We start from the raw sequence: 14,629 nt of genomic DNA on the forward strand, positions 1-14,629 counted from the left end.
AGAGGTAAAGACTGTGGAAGCACATCTGTTGGAATGGCTGAACCTGAGCGTGCGCTGGGTTCACATGATCACTGGCGTGGCCTGGATCGGCGCGTCGTTCTACTTTGTCTGGCTGGAAAACAACCTCAATCGGGTCAACCCGAAAAACGGACTGGCGGGCGATCTCTGGGCAATTCACGGTGGCGGGATCTACCACCTGGAGAAATACAAACTGGCCCCACCGACCATGCCGGACAACCTGCACTGGTTCAAATGGGAAGCCTACTTCACCTGGATGTCGGGGATCGCGCTGCTGTGCGTGGTGTTCTACTCCAATCCGACGCTGTATCTGCTGGCACCAGGCAGCAGCCTGAGCGGACCTGAAGGTGTGGCCATCGGTCTTGGCTCGCTGTTCATCGGCTGGTTCATCTACTCCTTCCTCTGCGACTCGGCCCTGGGCAAACGCCCTGCCCTGCTCGGTGGAGTGCTGTTCGTGTTGATCATTGGCGCTGCTTACGGCTTCAGCAAAGTGTTCAGCGGTCGCGGCGCGTATCTGCACGTTGGTGCGTTGATCGGCACCATCATGGTCGGCAACGTGTTCCGCATCATCATGCCGGCCCAACGGGCACTGGTCGCGGCCATCGCCGAGAACCGCACACCGGATCCGGCACTGCCAGCCAAGGGCTTGCTGCGTTCACGGCACAACAACTACTTCACCTTGCCGGTGCTGTTCATCATGATCAGCAACCACTTCCCGAGCACCTACGGCAGCCAGTACAACTGGTTGATCCTGGCCGGGATCGCAGTACTCGCGGTGTTGGTGCGTCACTACTTCAACACTCGTCATGAAAGCCACAAGTTCGCCTGGACCCTGCCCGTCGCGGCAGTGGGCATGATCTGCCTGGCGTACGTCACCGGCCCTGCGCCGATGAACACCCCGGAAGTGGCCAAGGCACCGGCGAAGATCGAGTACCAGCCGCTGCCCGAAACCGCCCTCGGTGGCGGTGCCAAACCCGCTGAAGCAGCACCTGCTGCTCCGGCCGCCCCCGCCGCACCGGCACAAGCCTCGACAGCCAGCGGTCCGGACTTCAGCAAGGTGCACAGCGTGATTCAGGAACGTTGCGCGGTCTGCCATTCGGCCAAACCGACCAGCCCGCTGTTCAGCACGGCACCGGCCGGCGTGATGTTCGATACCCCGCAACAGATCCAGCAATTGGCCCCGCGGATTCAGGCCCAGGCTGTCGCCAGCCAGATCATGCCGTTGGGCAACATCACGCAGATGACCCAGCAGGAACGCGACCTGATCGGCGCCTGGATCAACCAGGGAGCCCGAACCAATTAAGTAGTTGAAAGCATCGCGAGCAAGCTCGCTCCCACACAGGCAACACAGATCCTGTGGGAGCGAGCTTGCTCGCGATCAACCGCGAAGCGGTTGCCTGACGCACAAAATCACAAGAATAAAAAAGATCCGAGGTGTTGCATGTCCGTGTCATCCGAAGCACGCATCCCCGACGCACCCGCGATTCAACGACTGCCGCTGTTGCAACTGATTCTGGTCGGTCTGCAACACGTTCTGCTGATGTACGGCGGGGCCATCGCGGTGCCGCTGATCATCGGACAGGCCGCTGGCCTGAGTCGTGAAGAAATCGCCTTCCTGATCAACGCCGACCTGCTGGTCGCCGGCATTGCAACCGTCGTGCAATCGCTGGGCATCGGCCCCATGGGCATTCGCATGCCGGTGATGATGGGCGCCAGTTTTGCGGCAGTCGGCAGCATGGTAGCCATGGCCGGCATGCCTGGCATCGGCCTGCAAGGGATCTTCGGCGCGACCATCGCCGCCGGGTTCTTCGGCATGCTCATCGCGCCGTTCATGTCCAAGGTGGTGCGTTTCTTCCCGCCGCTGGTGACCGGCACGGTCATCACCTCGATCGGTTTGTCGCTGTTCCCCGTGGCCGTGAACTGGGCCGGTGGCGGCAACGCTGCCGCGCAGTTCGGCTCCCCCGTCTACTTGACCATCGCCGCTCTGGTGCTGGGCACTATCTTGTTGATCCACCGCTTCATGCGCGGTTTCTGGGTGAACATTTCGGTGCTGATCGGCATGGGTCTGGGTTACATCCTCTGTGGCCTGATCGGCATGGTCGACCTCAGCGGCATGGCGCAGGCGCCGTGGGTACAAATCGTCACCCCACTGCATTTCGGCATGCCGCAATTCCATCTCGCGCCGATCCTTTCAATGTGCCTGGTGGTGGTGATCATCTTCGTCGAGTCCACCGGAATGTTCCTCGCCCTGGGCAAGATCACCGGCCAGGAAGTCTGCCCACGGATGCTCCGCCGCGGTTTGCTGTGTGATGCCGGCGCGTCGTTCTTCGCCGGGTTCTTCAACACGTTCACTCATTCCTCGTTTGCCCAGAATATCGGCCTGGTGCAAATGACCGGCGTGCGCTGCCGTTCGGTGACCATCGTTGCCGGTGGTTTGCTGGTGGTGCTGAGCCTGCTGCCCAAAGCGGCCTTTCTGGTGGCATCGATTCCACCGGCGGTACTCGGCGGCGCGGCGATTGCCATGTTCGGCATGGTCGCGGCTACCGGGATCAAGATTCTTCAGGAAGCCGACATCGCCGACCGTCGCAACCAACTGTTAGTGGCGGTGAGTATCGGTATGGGCCTGATCCCGGTGGTTCGTCCGGAATTCTTCGCCCACTTGCCGTTGTGGATGAGCCCGATCACCCACAGCGGCATTGCCATGGCGACCCTCAGCGCCCTCTCGTTGAACCTGTTGTTCAACATCCTCGGCGGCGCAGAACGAGCCGCCAACAACGAGTGCCACGCTCATCAGCACTGACGGATAACCGGACGGTCCGCCCGTTCTTCCGTTGTTATCCCGCTTCACCCGTGACACGAAATACCCGCATGACAGACCGGCCGGTGATACGTCCGGTCGCCGTCGGCGGCTGTCTGCGCCTTAAGAATAAAAACAATCGAGGAGCAACACGATGACAAACCTGATAGCAGCGCTCCGTTGCGGGGCGCTTGAGCCATGGCGCGGGAGTCAGTATTCTCCGCGGCCGCCTGAATCGGCTCTAAAAAAAAGCCCGGAATTATTTCCTGACCAGATAGCCAGCTTACCCCGGCTCTGGACGGTCACACGGCACACTCCAATAAAAACCGAATGGACGCTTGATCGACTGTTTTCGAACAGCCGGGCGGGCGTTCTTTTGCTTTTGAAAAGCCTTGGCCCAGCGCTTGCCGGAGCGCTGAAACCGATCGACTGGAGAACTTTTTACGGCAACGAAAAACAGGCGCCACAGCAGAGCGCCGATTCAAAAAAAAAACGTGGAACCACTTACTTTGGGAGCAACCGAATGAACCGTACGTGCACTAGCCTGATGCTCGCTGGATCCTTGCTGGCAGGGGGCCAGGCAATGGCCGGCGATCTGCTGCAGTGGCAGAACAACAGCCTGACCTATCTCTATGGCAAAGACTTTAAAGTCAACCCGAGCATCCAGCAAACCGTGACCTTCGAGCATGCCGATGCCTGGAAATACGGGGACAACTTCCTGTTCATCGACAAGATTTTCTACAACGGCAAACCTGACGCCTACGTCGGCAATAACACTTACTACGGTGAGTTCAGCCCACGCCTGTCGTTCGGCAAGATCTTCGACCAGAAACTCGAATTCGGCCCGATCAAGGACGTCCTGCTGGCCATGACCTACGAGACCGGTGAAGGCGACGTCAACTCCTACCTGATCGGTCCGGGCTTCGACCTGGCCATTCCCGGTTTCGATTACTTCCAGTTGAACTTCTACAATCGCCACACTGACGACAAACGCCCGGGTAACAACATCTGGCAGATCACTCCGGTCTGGTCCTACACCATCCCGGTGGGCAGCTCCAGCGTGCTGATCGACGGGTTCATGGACTGGGTGGTCGATAACGACAAGAACAGCAAAGGCACCTACCACGCCAACCTGCACTTCAACCCGCAGATCAAGTACGACCTGGGCAAAGCCTTGCACTGGGGTGAGAAGCAGCTGTACGTCGGTATCGAGTACGACTACTGGAAGAACAAGTACGCCATCGAAGACACGAAGGACTTCACCACCAATCAGAGCGCCACGAGTTTGCTGGTGAAGTACCACTTCTGATCCAGGGTTGAAAGATCGCAGGCTTCGCCAGCTCCTACATAAGCGCATCGAGTGTAGGGGCCGGCGCCGGCTGCGGTCTTTTGCTTTGCTGCCAAAACATCGAAAAACCCGATTAAACCCCCGCAAAATTCGCAACCATTGATCAATCCGTCTGGCATAGCATGGCGCCATTCCACTCTGATCAAGGAGTTGCACCGATGACTCAATTTCGCAAAGTACTTAGCCTGCATACCGGCCAACCCGCGTCCGATGGCGCCGGGGTCAAGCTGACCCGGGTGTTTGGTGGCGCAGGCGTCGAACGCTTCGACCCGTTCCTGATGCTCGACGAGTTCGGCTCGGAAAATCCCGACGACTACATTGCCGGCTTCCCACCCCACCCGCACCGCGGCTTCGAAACCGTGACCTACATGCTCGAAGGGCGCATGCGCCATGAGGATCATCTGGGTAACGTCGGTTTGCTGGAGGGCGGTGGCGTGCAATGGATGACTGCCGCCAAGGGCATCATCCACAGTGAAATGCCGGAGCAGGAAGAAGGCGTGATGCGCGGCTTCCAGCTGTGGCTGAACCTGCCGGGCAAGCACAAGCTCGATCCGGCCAGTTATCGGGACATTCAGCCGGCGGACATTCCACGACTGAAAACTGCACAAGGCGTCGAGGTGGTGGTGATCGCCGGTCTGTTCGACGACGGCACCGTCAAGCAAATGGGCGCGGTACAACGGCCAGACACCGAACCGTATTACTTTGATTTCCATCTGCCGGCTGGCACTAGCATCGCGCCGAAACTGCCTGATGGGCATCGGGCACTGCTCTATGTGTATGACGGCAGCGTTGAATTGCCGGGACAAACCCAGAGTGTCGGCGTCAGCAAACTGGTCCGTTTGTCGGATGAAGGCGAGCTGCAACTGAGCAGCGAGTCCGGCGCCAGAGTGCTGTTGATCGCCGGTAAACCGCTGGGAGAACCGATCGTGCAGTACGGACCGTTCGTGATGAACACCCGGGAGGAGATCGAACAGGCGTTGCGTGATTTTCGCGATGATCGGTTGACCGCATAGTTCTTTATCGCCTGAACGTACGCTATCGCGAGCAAGCTCGCTCCCACATTTGATCTTCAGTACACACGGTATTTGTGCTCGACAACGATCCTCTGTGGGAGCGAGCTTGCTCGCGATGGCTGCGCCACAGTTTTCAAGCCGGGATTACAGGCTCTTCCAACCCCAGGAATCCGCACAATTCTTCGCGCTTGGCCAAGGCATCGCGGCGGCCAAGCTCGATCAACTCGCTGCAATACCCCGCCTCGAACAGCAAATAACTCAACACCCCGGCGCCGCTGGTCCGGGTCGCACCCGGCCCGCGCAAGAACAGTCGCAACGCGGCTGGCAGCTCTTGCCGATGCCGCGCAGCGATTTCATCGATCGGTTGACTTGGAGCAATCACCAACACGTCCACCGGTGCCACACCCAGGCTGCGTGTCGTGGTACTGGCCGGTAACAAGTGACTGAACTGATTCAAGCGTTGCAGCAGTTCGATGTCGCTCTCCAGGCTGTCAATGAACGTACTGTTGAGCATGTGCCCGCCAATCTGCGCCAACGAGGGTTGCTGACCGGTGTAGGTGCGCTGCAACGGGTTATCGGGATCAACGCCGCGCGGGTTACCACTGACGCCCACCACCAGCACCCTGCTCGCCCCCAGGTGCAGGGCCGGGCTGATCGGTGCCGACTGACGCACCGCACCGTCGCCGAAGTACTCGTTGCCGATCTTCACGGGCGCAAACAACAACGGGATCGCCGAACTGGCAAGCAGATGATCGACCGTCAATTGAGTCGGCACGCCGATACGTCGATGGCGCAGCCAGGCATCGATGCTCCGGCCGCCCTGATAGAAGGTCACGGCTTGCCCGGACTCATAACCGAATGCGGTAACGGCCACGGCGTGCAGTTGTTTTTGAGCGATGGCTTCACTGATGCCGGAAAGGTGCAGCTTGTCGTTCAACAAATCGCGCAATGGTGAGCTGTTGACCAGCGCCACCGGTACTTTTGCGCCAATCCCCAACAGGCTGTGACTGACAAACCGAGTGGCCTGGCTGATGACTCCCGGCCAATCGCTGCGTAACACCAGGTCGCTGCGAAAGCCCTGCCAGAACGCGGTCAAGCGCTGGATGGCGGCGGTAAAGTCCGTCGCCCCGCTGGCCAGGCTTACCGCGTTGATCGCCCCGGCCGAAGTACCGACGATCACCGGAAACGGATTGGCGGAACCTGCCGGCAGCAGCTCGGCTATCGCTGCCAGCACCCCGACCTGATACGCCGCCCGAGCCCCGCCGCCGGAAAGAATCAAACCTGTAACCGGCTCAACTGAACTCATCGCAACGCTCCATGGTGCCTGGGGCTTTCAATCTAGTCTGACGAAATGGATTCAACCACGCTTGGGATACAATTTCGGCTCGCCGGGTGGGCGGCTCTTGAAGCGGCGATGGGTCCAGAGGTATTGCTCAGGACAATTGCGCACGCAACCTTCGACCCACTGGTTGATCCGGAGGCAGTCGACCTCGTCGCTTTCACCCGGAAAGTCGTTCAGCGGCGCATGGATCACCAGACGGTAACCACTGCCATCGGCCAGGCGTTCCTGGGTGAACGGCACCACCAGCGCCTTGCCCAGCTTGGCAAACTTGCTGGTGGCGGGCACGGTTGCGGCCATAATGCCGAACAACGGCACGAAGATACTTTGCTTGGCGCCGTAGTCCTGATCCGGTGCGTACCAGATGGCCCGGCCAGCGCGCAGCAACTTGAGCATGCCGCGTACGTCATCGCGCTCGACCGCCAGCGAGTCGAGGTTATGCCGCTCACGACCGCGCCGCTGAATGAAATCGAACAGCGGGTTTTTGTGTTCGCGGTACATGCCGTCGATGGTGTGCTGCTGGCCGAGCAACGCCGCGCCGATTTCCAGAGTCGTGAAGTGCAACGCCATCAGGATCACACCCTTGCCGTCGCGCTGAGCCTGCTTGAGGTGCTCCAGCCCTTCGACATGGGCCAGGCGTGCCAGGCGCGCGCGGGACCACCACCAGCTCATGGCCATCTCGAAGAAGGCAATACCGGTCGAGGCGAAGTTTTCCTTGAGCAGACGCTTGCGCTCGGCAGGTGTCTTTTCCGGGAAACACAGTTCCAGGTTGCGTTTGGCAATGCGCCGACGATCGGTGGCAACCCGATACATCCCGCTACCCAGCAGGCGACCAATGCGCAGCAGCAGCGGATACGGCAGCTGAACGACCAGCCACAACAGCCCTAGACCGCACCATAGCGGCCAAAAACGCGGATGAAAAAATGCAGCTCGAAATTGCGGGCGATCCATTAACGATTCCGGACAGACAACAAGGCCGCGCATTCTACATCGGTTCGACCCGGCTTGCGGCTTACGGGCGTTCTCGTTATAAGTCTCGGCACTTTTAGTGACAAGCCGTTTTATGCCGACCATGAGCCAAACCGAACCGCTAGACCAAGATCCCGTGTTCCAGTTGAAGGGCAGCATGCTCGCCATTACGGTGCTGGAACTGGCCCGCAATGACCTCGAAAGCCTCGACCGACAACTGGCTGCGAAGGTCGCCCTGGCGCCGAACTTTTTCAGCAATGCCCCGCTGGTGCTGGCCCTGGACAAACTCCCGGCCACTGAAGGCGCGGTCGACCTGCCTGCACTGATGCGTGTTTGCCGCCACCATGGCTTGCGCACGCTGGCCATCCGCGCCAGCCGCATCGAAGATATCGCCGCCGCCATTGCCGTCGACCTTCCAGTGCTGCCGCCGTCTGGCGCGCGCGAGCGTGCACTTGACCCGCACGAAGGCGAAGTCAGGAAAAAACCGGAAAAACCGCCTGAACCGACCATCAAGCCGACCCGAATAATCACTTCGCCAGTACGTGGCGGCCAGCAGATTTATGCCCAGGGTGGCGATTTGGTAGTGGTTTCCTCGGTCAGCCCGGGGGCGGAACTTCTCGCCGATGGCAACATCCATGTATACGGACCGATGCGCGGTCGTGCGCTGGCCGGTGTAAAGGGTGACTCCAAGGCACGGATTTTCTGTCAGCAATTGAGCGCTGAACTACTCTCCATCGCCGGTCATTACAAGGTTTCCGAAGATCTGCGCCGCGATCCGCTGTGGGGTGCCGGTGTACAAGTCAGCCTGTCGGGTGACGTGTTGAACATCATTCGGCTTTAACGGATACTGCCGCATTTTCCAAGCATCTCTAAAACGTAGCGAAAACGGCTCAAACGAAGTAGGAAAAAGGCACAAGGTAGTGTTTACCTGAGGTAAACCCCGCCGAACACCGGATTCCAGCCAAGGCTGTCCGACTGCAGTAGTTTTCAGGAGATGTTTTTCAGGGGCTAAATGTCCTTTTTCCTTAGGGGTGAAACACCTTGGCCAAGATTCTCGTGGTTACATCCGGCAAGGGTGGTGTGGGTAAGACCACCACCAGCGCCGCTATCGGTACCGGCCTCGCTTTGCGCGGTCACAAAACTGTCATCGTCGACTTCGACGTCGGCCTGCGTAACCTCGACCTGATCATGGGTTGCGAGCGTCGCGTGGTGTACGACTTCGTCAACGTGGTCAACGGCGAAGCCAACCTGCAGCAGGCCCTGATCAAAGACAAGCGCCTGGAAAACCTCTACGTGCTGGCCGCCAGTCAGACCCGCGACAAAGACGCGCTGACCCAGGAAGGCGTGGAAAAGGTCCTGATGCAGCTCAAGGAAGACTTCGAATTCGTGGTCTGCGACTCTCCGGCGGGCATCGAGAAAGGCGCTCACCTGGCCATGTACTTCGCTGATGAAGCGATCGTCGTGACCAACCCGGAAGTCTCCTCGGTTCGTGACTCGGACCGCATGCTCGGCCTGCTGGCGAGCAAATCGCGTCGCGCCGAAAACGGCGAAGACCCGATCAAGGAACACCTGCTGCTGACCCGCTACAACCCTGCACGCGTCAGCAATGGCGAAATGCTCGGCGTCGAAGACGTCAAGGAAATTCTGGCGGTCACCCTGCTGGGCGTGATTCCAGAATCGCAAGCCGTACTCAAAGCTTCCAACCAAGGCGTACCAGTGATTCTCGACGACCAGAGCGACGCCGGTCAGGCGTACAGCGATGCCGTCGATCGTCTGCTGGGCAAAACCGTGGAACACCGGTTCCTTGACGTTGAGAAGAAGGGATTCTTCGAGCGCCTGTTTGGAGGTAGATAATGAATCTTTTTGACTTCTTTCGTGCCAACAAAAAAGTAAGCACCGCGTCGGTAGCGAAAGAGCGTCTACAGATCATCGTGGCGCATGAACGCGGCCAACGCAGTACCCCTGATTACTTGCCGGCCTTGCAGAAGGAGCTGGTCGAGGTGATCCGCAAGTACGTCAATATCGGGTCCGATGACGTGCACGTCGCACTGGAAAACCAGGGCAGTTGCTCGATTCTGGAACTCAATATCACCCTGCCTGATCGCTGAGTCGATCCGGCTGGAGCCACGGCGGCTCAGGTCCTTTCCGGCAACGGAGAGGACCTGAGCCGCCGTTGGCGTTTGTTACGAGGCTGTTTTAATGCCGCTGTCGAATATCCGCATCATCCATCAGGACGCCGCCGTACTGGTGGTGGACAAGCCTACCCTGCTGCTCTCCGTGCCCGGTCGCGCCGATGACAACAAGGACTGCCTGATCACCCGCCTGCAAGAAAACGGCTACCCGGAAGCGCGCATCGTCCATCGACTGGACTGGGAAACCTCCGGGATCATCCTGCTGGCCCGCGATCCCGATACCCATCGCGAGCTGTCTCGGCAGTTTCACGACCGCGAAACCGAAAAAGCCTACACCGCACTGTGCTGGGGCCAGCCGGAACTGGACAGCGGCAGCATTGATTTGCCGTTGCGCTACGATCCCCCGACCAAACCCCGCCATGTGGTGGACCATGAATTCGGCAAACATGCGCTGACCTTCTGGCGTGTGCTGGAGCGTTGCGGCGACTGGTGCCGGGTGGAACTGACGCCGATTACCGGCCGCTCGCATCAGTTGCGCGTGCACATGCTCTCCATCGGCCATCCGCTGCTGGGCGACGGGCTTTACGCTCATCCGCAGGCCTTGGCAGCCTGGCCGCGCCTGTGCCTGCACGCCAGCATGCTCAGCTTCACCCACCCGCAAAGTGGCGAACGCTTGCGCTTCGAGTGCCCCGCACCGTTTTGAGTGCTACTGATCGACTGATCGTTCCCACGCTCCCGCGTGGGAATGCATCCCGTGACGCTCTGCGTCACTGCCGAAGCGGACGCGGAGCGTCCAAGGCGGCATTCCCACGCGGGAGCGTGGGAACGATCATCAAAGTTGCGTACCACGCAAAACCTGCGATCAATACGTTAAACTCGCGGCACTGCTGTCTGGAGCTACTTATGCGCGAAGAGTTGAACCAAGGCCTGATCGACTTCCTCAAGGCCTCCCCTACCCCATTCCATGCCACCGCCAGCCTTGTTCAGCGTCTGGAAGCGGCGGGTTATCAGCGCCTTGACGAGCGTGAGCCTTGGGCCACCGAAGCCAATGGTCGCTACTACGTCACACGCAACGACTCCTCGATCGTTGCGATCAAGATGGGCCGCAACTCCCCACTGCACGACGGCATCCGTCTGGTCGGCGCCCACACCGACAGCCCATGCCTGCGGGTCAAGCCACAACCTGAACTGCAACGTCAGGGTTTCTGGCAACTGGGTGTCGAAGTGTATGGCGGCGCATTGCTCGCCCCCTGGTTTGACCGTGACCTGTCGCTGGCCGGTCGCGTGACCTTTCGCCGCGACGGCAAGGTCGAAAGCCAGCTGATCGACTTCAAGGCTCCGATCGCCACCATCCCCAACCTGGCCATTCACCTCAACCGTGAAGCCAACATGGGCTGGGCGATCAACGCACAGACCGAACTGCCGCCGATCCTTGCGCAATTTGCCGGTGACGAGCGTGTGGACTTCCGCGCCGTGCTCACCGATCAATTGGCCCGGGAACACGGCCTGAACGCCGACGTGGTGCTCGATTACGAGCTGAGCTTCTACGACACCCAAAGCGCCGCCATCATCGGCCTGCATGGCGACTTCATTGCCGGTGCGCGCCTGGACAACCTGCTGTCGTGCTACGCCGGCCTGCAAGCCTTGCTGACAGCTGAAACCGATGAAACCTGCGTGCTGGTGTGCAACGACCACGAAGAAGTCGGCTCCTGCTCGGCGTGCGGTGCCGACGGCCCGATGCTCGAACAAACCCTGCGTCGCTTGCTGCCCGAAGGTGACGAGTTCGTCCGCACCATTCAGAAATCGCTGCTGGTCTCGGCCGACAACGCCCACGGCGTACACCCCAACTACGCCGACAAGCACGACGCCAACCACGGCCCGAAACTCAATGCCGGCCCGGTGATCAAGGTCAACAGCAACCAGCGCTACGCCACCAATAGCGAAACCGCAGGGTTCTTCCGTCATCTGTGCATGGCCGAAGAAGTTCCGGTGCAAAGTTTCGTGGTGCGCAGCGACATGGGCTGTGGCTCGACCATCGGCCCAATCACCGCCAGCCATTTGGGCGTACGCACCGTGGACATCGGCCTGCCGACGTTTGCCATGCACTCGATCCGTGAACTGTGCGGCAGCCATGACCTGGCGCACCTGGTCAAAGTACTGAGCGCTTTCTACGCCAGTCGCGAATTGCCGTAACGCAATCCCTGTGGCGAGGGAGCTTGCTCCCTCGCCACTGTAATTACGGGATGCTGCTGAACCATTTCTGATACCGATCAACCCGGTTCGCACAAAAGCCACCTAGACTTACATCACCTTCCCCGACAAGGCTGTCGTCATGATCTCGATGTCTGTTTTCAACTCCATGCTCATTCCGATTCTTTCGGGAATGATCCTGCTGGCCATCGGCTTCAACTTTCGCGACAAGAATGCCGGGGTGTTTGCGATGTGGGTCGGCATGCTGCTGATCCTCGCCACCGTGATTTACAAAATCCTCGCCAAACTGAACGAATAAAAAGCGCTGCCTGCGCTCGCATTGATTTTACCCCGCTCGTACACTCGGTCGACCTGCACCCTGTTGAGGTTGACCACCTAGTGTTCGCTCGTCTTTTTGCCCTGCCGTCTACGTTGTTCATCTGCCTGTTGATGCTGCTTCCCGTGGCGCCTGCTCAGGCCGTCGGCCTGCCGGGCCTGCTCAACGGCTCACCAAAAGCCCAACCGGAAGCGACCGCACCGCTGGGCCAATCGCTGGACGAAGTGATCAAATCGCTGGAAAACGATCAGCAACGAGCCAGATTACTGAGCGACCTGAAGAAACTGCGCGACACCACTAAAAAGGCCCAGCCCCCCGAAGAAGACGGTGTGCTCGGCTTGATCGGCGGCACCCTGGCCAGCCTCGAAAAACAGTTTTCCGGTGCCGACAGCCCGATCACTCGCTGGTCCGACGAGTTCGACCTGGCCAAGGACGAACTGAGCGCGCTGATGCTGCCGGCCAGCGAATGGCTGCCGATGCTCTTTGCCTTCGCCCTGATCCTGATGCTCTGGAGCCTGCTCGCCGCTGCGCTGATCTGGCTTGGTCATCGCGTCCGAACGCGCTTCGGCCTGACCGAAGAACTACCGCAACACCCCAAGACCTGGGACATGCTGCGCTTTGCCCTGCGTAAACTCGGCCCCTGGCTGATCGCGCTGCTGATTACCGTCTACATGAGCTATGCCTTGCCATCATCGCTGGGTAAATACCTGGCCATGGTGCTGGCCTATGCACTAGTGGTCGGCACCTGTTTCTCGGCGATCTGCGTGATCGCGTTCTCGGTGCTCGACGGCCCGCACCGCCATCGCGCCCTGTACATCCTGCGGCACCAGGCCTTTCGTCCGCTGTGGCTGATCGGCAGTTTTGCGGCCTTCGGTGAAGCCTTGAACGACCCACGACTGGTCACCAGCCTAGGCATTCACCTGGCCCACACCACCGCGACCATCGCCAATGTGCTGGCAGCGATATTCACCGGCCTGTTCATCCTGCGATTCCGTCGGCCCATTGCCCACCTGATCCGCAACCAGCCGCTGTCGCGGCGACTGACCCGTCGTGCGCTGAGCGACACCATCGACATTCTTGGGACCTTCTGGTACTTGCCCGCACTGGTGCTGGTGGCGATTTCACTGTTTGCCACCTTTGTCTCGGCCGGCGACACCAGCACCGCGCTGCGCCAATCGCTGATCTGCACCGTGCTGCTGGTGTTGTGCATGGTCATCAACGGCTTGGTCCGCCGCCACGCACTCAAGCCACAACGCGGGGTAAAGCGCCATGCGTTGTACTCGGACCGCCTCAAGAGTTTCTTCTATACCCTCGCGCACCTGACAGTGTGGCTGGCGTTCATCGAACTGGGCTTGCGGGTCTGGGGCATGTCGCTAATCCGCTTCACCGAAGGCGAAGGCCATGAAGTCAGCGTCAAACTGTTCAGCCTGGGCGGCACACTGATCTTCGCGTGGCTGATCTGGATCCTCAGCGACACCGCCGTGCACCACGCCCTCACCCGCTCGCGCAAAGGCCAGGCCAATGCACGGGCGCAAACCATGATGCCGCTGATTCGCAACGTGCTGTTCGTGGCGATCTTCATCATCGGGATGATCGTCGCACTGGCCAACATGGGCATGAACGTAACGCCGCTGCTGGCGGGTGCCGGCGTGATCGGCCTGGCCATCGGTTTCGGTGCGCAGTCGCTGGTTGCCGACCTGATCACCGGGCTGTTCATCATCATCGAAGACTCGTTGGCCATCGACGACTACGTGGACGTCGGCGGCCACCTGGGCACCGTCGAAGGCCTGACCATCCGCACCGTGCGCCTGCGGGACATCGACGGCATCGTGCACACCATCCCGTTCAGTGAAATCAAAAGCATCAAGAACTACTCACGGGAATTCGGCTACGCAATCTTCCGCGTGGCAGTGCCCTACAACATGGAAATCGATGACGCGATCAAACTGATGCGCGACGTCGGCCAGAAAATGCGCACCGACCCGATACAACGCCGCAACATCTGGTCACCACTGGAGATTCAGGGGGTGGAAAGTTTCGAGTCCGGCAGCGCGATTCTGCGCGCACGGTTCAAGACCGCACCGATCAAACAATGGGAAGTTTCAAGAGCGTTCAACCTGTCGCTCAAACGCCATCTGGATGAAGCCGGGCTGGATTTGGCGACACCGAGGATGAGTATTCAGGTGGTGACGGCGGCTGGCGGGTTGGAGAAGGAATAACGCAAAAAGCAGACGCAGAGCGTCCACGGCTGCATTCCCACGCAGAGCGTGGGAACGAGATCTAAGCCGTACGCGCTCCAACCACTCAGGCCGGCCGGTAGGCCGCCGTGCTGTTGTCGTTGATCTTGATCCACCCGCCCCTTCGGGAGGCCGAGTGGAGGTGTTCATCAGGGGGTGGGCGCGCAGCGCCGTACGGCGCAGCCGGACACATCGAGAGGAGGTCGTCGCGCAGCAGACCGTAGGCGATGCCCCCTGATGGACACCGGA

14 protein-coding genes are annotated in these 14,629 nt (G+C 59.9%); 11 read left to right on the top strand and 3 right to left on the bottom strand.

Features of this window, described 5'->3' with window-relative positions; translation table 11 throughout:
• Window positions 1–13: 13 nt before the first annotated feature.
• The 4 genes from AC1DIG_RS28735 to AC1DIG_RS28750 all read left to right on the top strand — a co-directional run bounded on the left by AC1DIG_RS28735 (window position 14) and on the right by AC1DIG_RS28750 (window position 5,176).
• Window positions 14–1,321, top strand: a complete 1,308-nt coding sequence (locus AC1DIG_RS28735) for a urate hydroxylase PuuD (RefSeq protein WP_477770037.1) — start codon at window positions 14–16, stop codon at window positions 1,319–1,321.
• Window positions 1,322–1,459: 138 nt separating this feature from the next.
• Complete coding sequence (locus AC1DIG_RS28740; protein ID WP_019693041.1) at window positions 1,460–2,818, top strand: nucleobase:cation symporter-2 family protein; 1,359 nt, start codon at window positions 1,460–1,462, stop codon at window positions 2,816–2,818.
• 520 nt (window positions 2,819–3,338) lie between these two features.
• Window positions 3,339–4,124, top strand: a complete 786-nt coding sequence (locus AC1DIG_RS28745) for an outer membrane protein OmpK (RefSeq protein WP_477770038.1) — start codon at window positions 3,339–3,341, stop codon at window positions 4,122–4,124.
• A gap of 197 nt (window positions 4,125–4,321) precedes the next feature.
• Complete coding sequence (locus AC1DIG_RS28750) at window positions 4,322–5,176, top strand: pirin family protein (protein WP_477770039.1); 855 nt, start codon at window positions 4,322–4,324, stop codon at window positions 5,174–5,176.
• A 133-nt stretch (window positions 5,177–5,309) separates the two neighbouring features.
• Here AC1DIG_RS28750 and AC1DIG_RS28755 read toward each other — a convergent pair whose 3' ends face one another.
• The gene (locus AC1DIG_RS28755) at window positions 5,310–6,482 is read right to left on the bottom strand and encodes a patatin-like phospholipase family protein (RefSeq protein WP_477770040.1); all 1,173 of its coding nucleotides are present in this window, start codon (window positions 6,480–6,482) and stop codon (window positions 5,310–5,312) included.
• A gap of 51 nt (window positions 6,483–6,533) precedes the next feature.
• Window positions 6,534–7,466: a lipid A biosynthesis lauroyl acyltransferase gene (locus AC1DIG_RS28760; RefSeq protein ID WP_477770041.1), complete on the bottom strand. Its 933-nt coding sequence runs from the start codon at window positions 7,464–7,466 to the stop codon at window positions 6,534–6,536.
• A gap of 121 nt (window positions 7,467–7,587) precedes the next feature.
• Here AC1DIG_RS28760 and minC point away from each other — a divergent pair, with 121 nt between their 5' ends.
• The 7 genes from minC to AC1DIG_RS28795 all read left to right on the top strand — a co-directional run bounded on the left by minC (window position 7,588) and on the right by AC1DIG_RS28795 (window position 14,362).
• Window positions 7,588–8,325, top strand: a complete 738-nt coding sequence (minC, locus tag AC1DIG_RS28765) for a septum site-determining protein MinC (protein ID WP_054598158.1) — start codon at window positions 7,588–7,590, stop codon at window positions 8,323–8,325.
• Window positions 8,326–8,525: 200 nt separating this feature from the next.
• Window positions 8,526–9,338, top strand: coding sequence for a septum site-determining protein MinD (minD, locus tag AC1DIG_RS28770; protein ID WP_019693047.1), 813 nt, complete (start codon window positions 8,526–8,528; stop codon window positions 9,336–9,338).
• Window positions 9,338–9,592, top strand: coding sequence for a cell division topological specificity factor MinE (gene minE, locus AC1DIG_RS28775; RefSeq protein WP_019693048.1), 255 nt, complete (start codon window positions 9,338–9,340; stop codon window positions 9,590–9,592). The genes minD and minE overlap by 1 nt, the downstream gene beginning before the upstream one ends.
• Window positions 9,593–9,683: 91 nt before the next feature.
• Complete coding sequence (locus AC1DIG_RS28780) at window positions 9,684–10,319, top strand: RluA family pseudouridine synthase (RefSeq protein WP_007940846.1); 636 nt, start codon at window positions 9,684–9,686, stop codon at window positions 10,317–10,319.
• A gap of 200 nt (window positions 10,320–10,519) precedes the next feature.
• Window positions 10,520–11,809, top strand: a complete 1,290-nt coding sequence (locus AC1DIG_RS28785; protein ID WP_477770042.1) for a M18 family aminopeptidase — start codon at window positions 10,520–10,522, stop codon at window positions 11,807–11,809.
• Window positions 11,810–11,948: 139 nt separating this feature from the next.
• Complete coding sequence (locus AC1DIG_RS28790) at window positions 11,949–12,125, top strand: hypothetical protein (protein ID WP_477770043.1); 177 nt, start codon at window positions 11,949–11,951, stop codon at window positions 12,123–12,125.
• A gap of 80 nt (window positions 12,126–12,205) precedes the next feature.
• On the top strand, window positions 12,206–14,362 hold the full coding sequence (locus AC1DIG_RS28795; protein WP_477770044.1) for a mechanosensitive ion channel domain-containing protein: 2,157 nt from the start codon (window positions 12,206–12,208) through the stop codon (window positions 14,360–14,362).
• An 85-nt stretch (window positions 14,363–14,447) separates the two neighbouring features.
• On the opposite strand, the gene AC1DIG_RS28800 is transcribed toward AC1DIG_RS28795, so the two are convergent.
• The coding region (locus tag AC1DIG_RS28800) for a hypothetical protein (protein WP_477770045.1) at window positions 14,448–14,629 on the bottom strand (182 nt) is incomplete at its 5' end.

The sequence above is a fragment of the Pseudomonas sp. 05N431 genome (assembly GCF_056397005.1).

Coding starts and splice junctions, on each gene's coding strand:
- AC1DIG_RS28740 (WP_019693041.1), top strand. CDS start 1,460: ATGTCCGTGTCATCCGAAGCACGCATCCCCGACGCACCCGCGATTCAA.
- AC1DIG_RS28745 (WP_477770038.1), top strand. CDS start 3,339: ATGAACCGTACGTGCACTAGCCTGATGCTCGCTGGATCCTTGCTGGCA.
- AC1DIG_RS28750 (WP_477770039.1), top strand. CDS start 4,322: ATGACTCAATTTCGCAAAGTACTTAGCCTGCATACCGGCCAACCCGCG.
- AC1DIG_RS28755 (WP_477770040.1), bottom strand. CDS start 6,482: ATGAGTTCAGTTGAGCCGGTTACAGGTTTGATTCTTTCCGGCGGCGGG.
- AC1DIG_RS28760 (WP_477770041.1), bottom strand. CDS start 7,466: ATGGATCGCCCGCAATTTCGAGCTGCATTTTTTCATCCGCGTTTTTGG.
- minC (WP_054598158.1), top strand. CDS start 7,588: ATGAGCCAAACCGAACCGCTAGACCAAGATCCCGTGTTCCAGTTGAAG.
- minE (WP_019693048.1), top strand. CDS start 9,338: ATGAATCTTTTTGACTTCTTTCGTGCCAACAAAAAAGTAAGCACCGCG.
- AC1DIG_RS28780 (WP_007940846.1), top strand. CDS start 9,684: ATGCCGCTGTCGAATATCCGCATCATCCATCAGGACGCCGCCGTACTG.
- AC1DIG_RS28785 (WP_477770042.1), top strand. CDS start 10,520: ATGCGCGAAGAGTTGAACCAAGGCCTGATCGACTTCCTCAAGGCCTCC.
- AC1DIG_RS28790 (WP_477770043.1), top strand. CDS start 11,949: ATGATCTCGATGTCTGTTTTCAACTCCATGCTCATTCCGATTCTTTCG.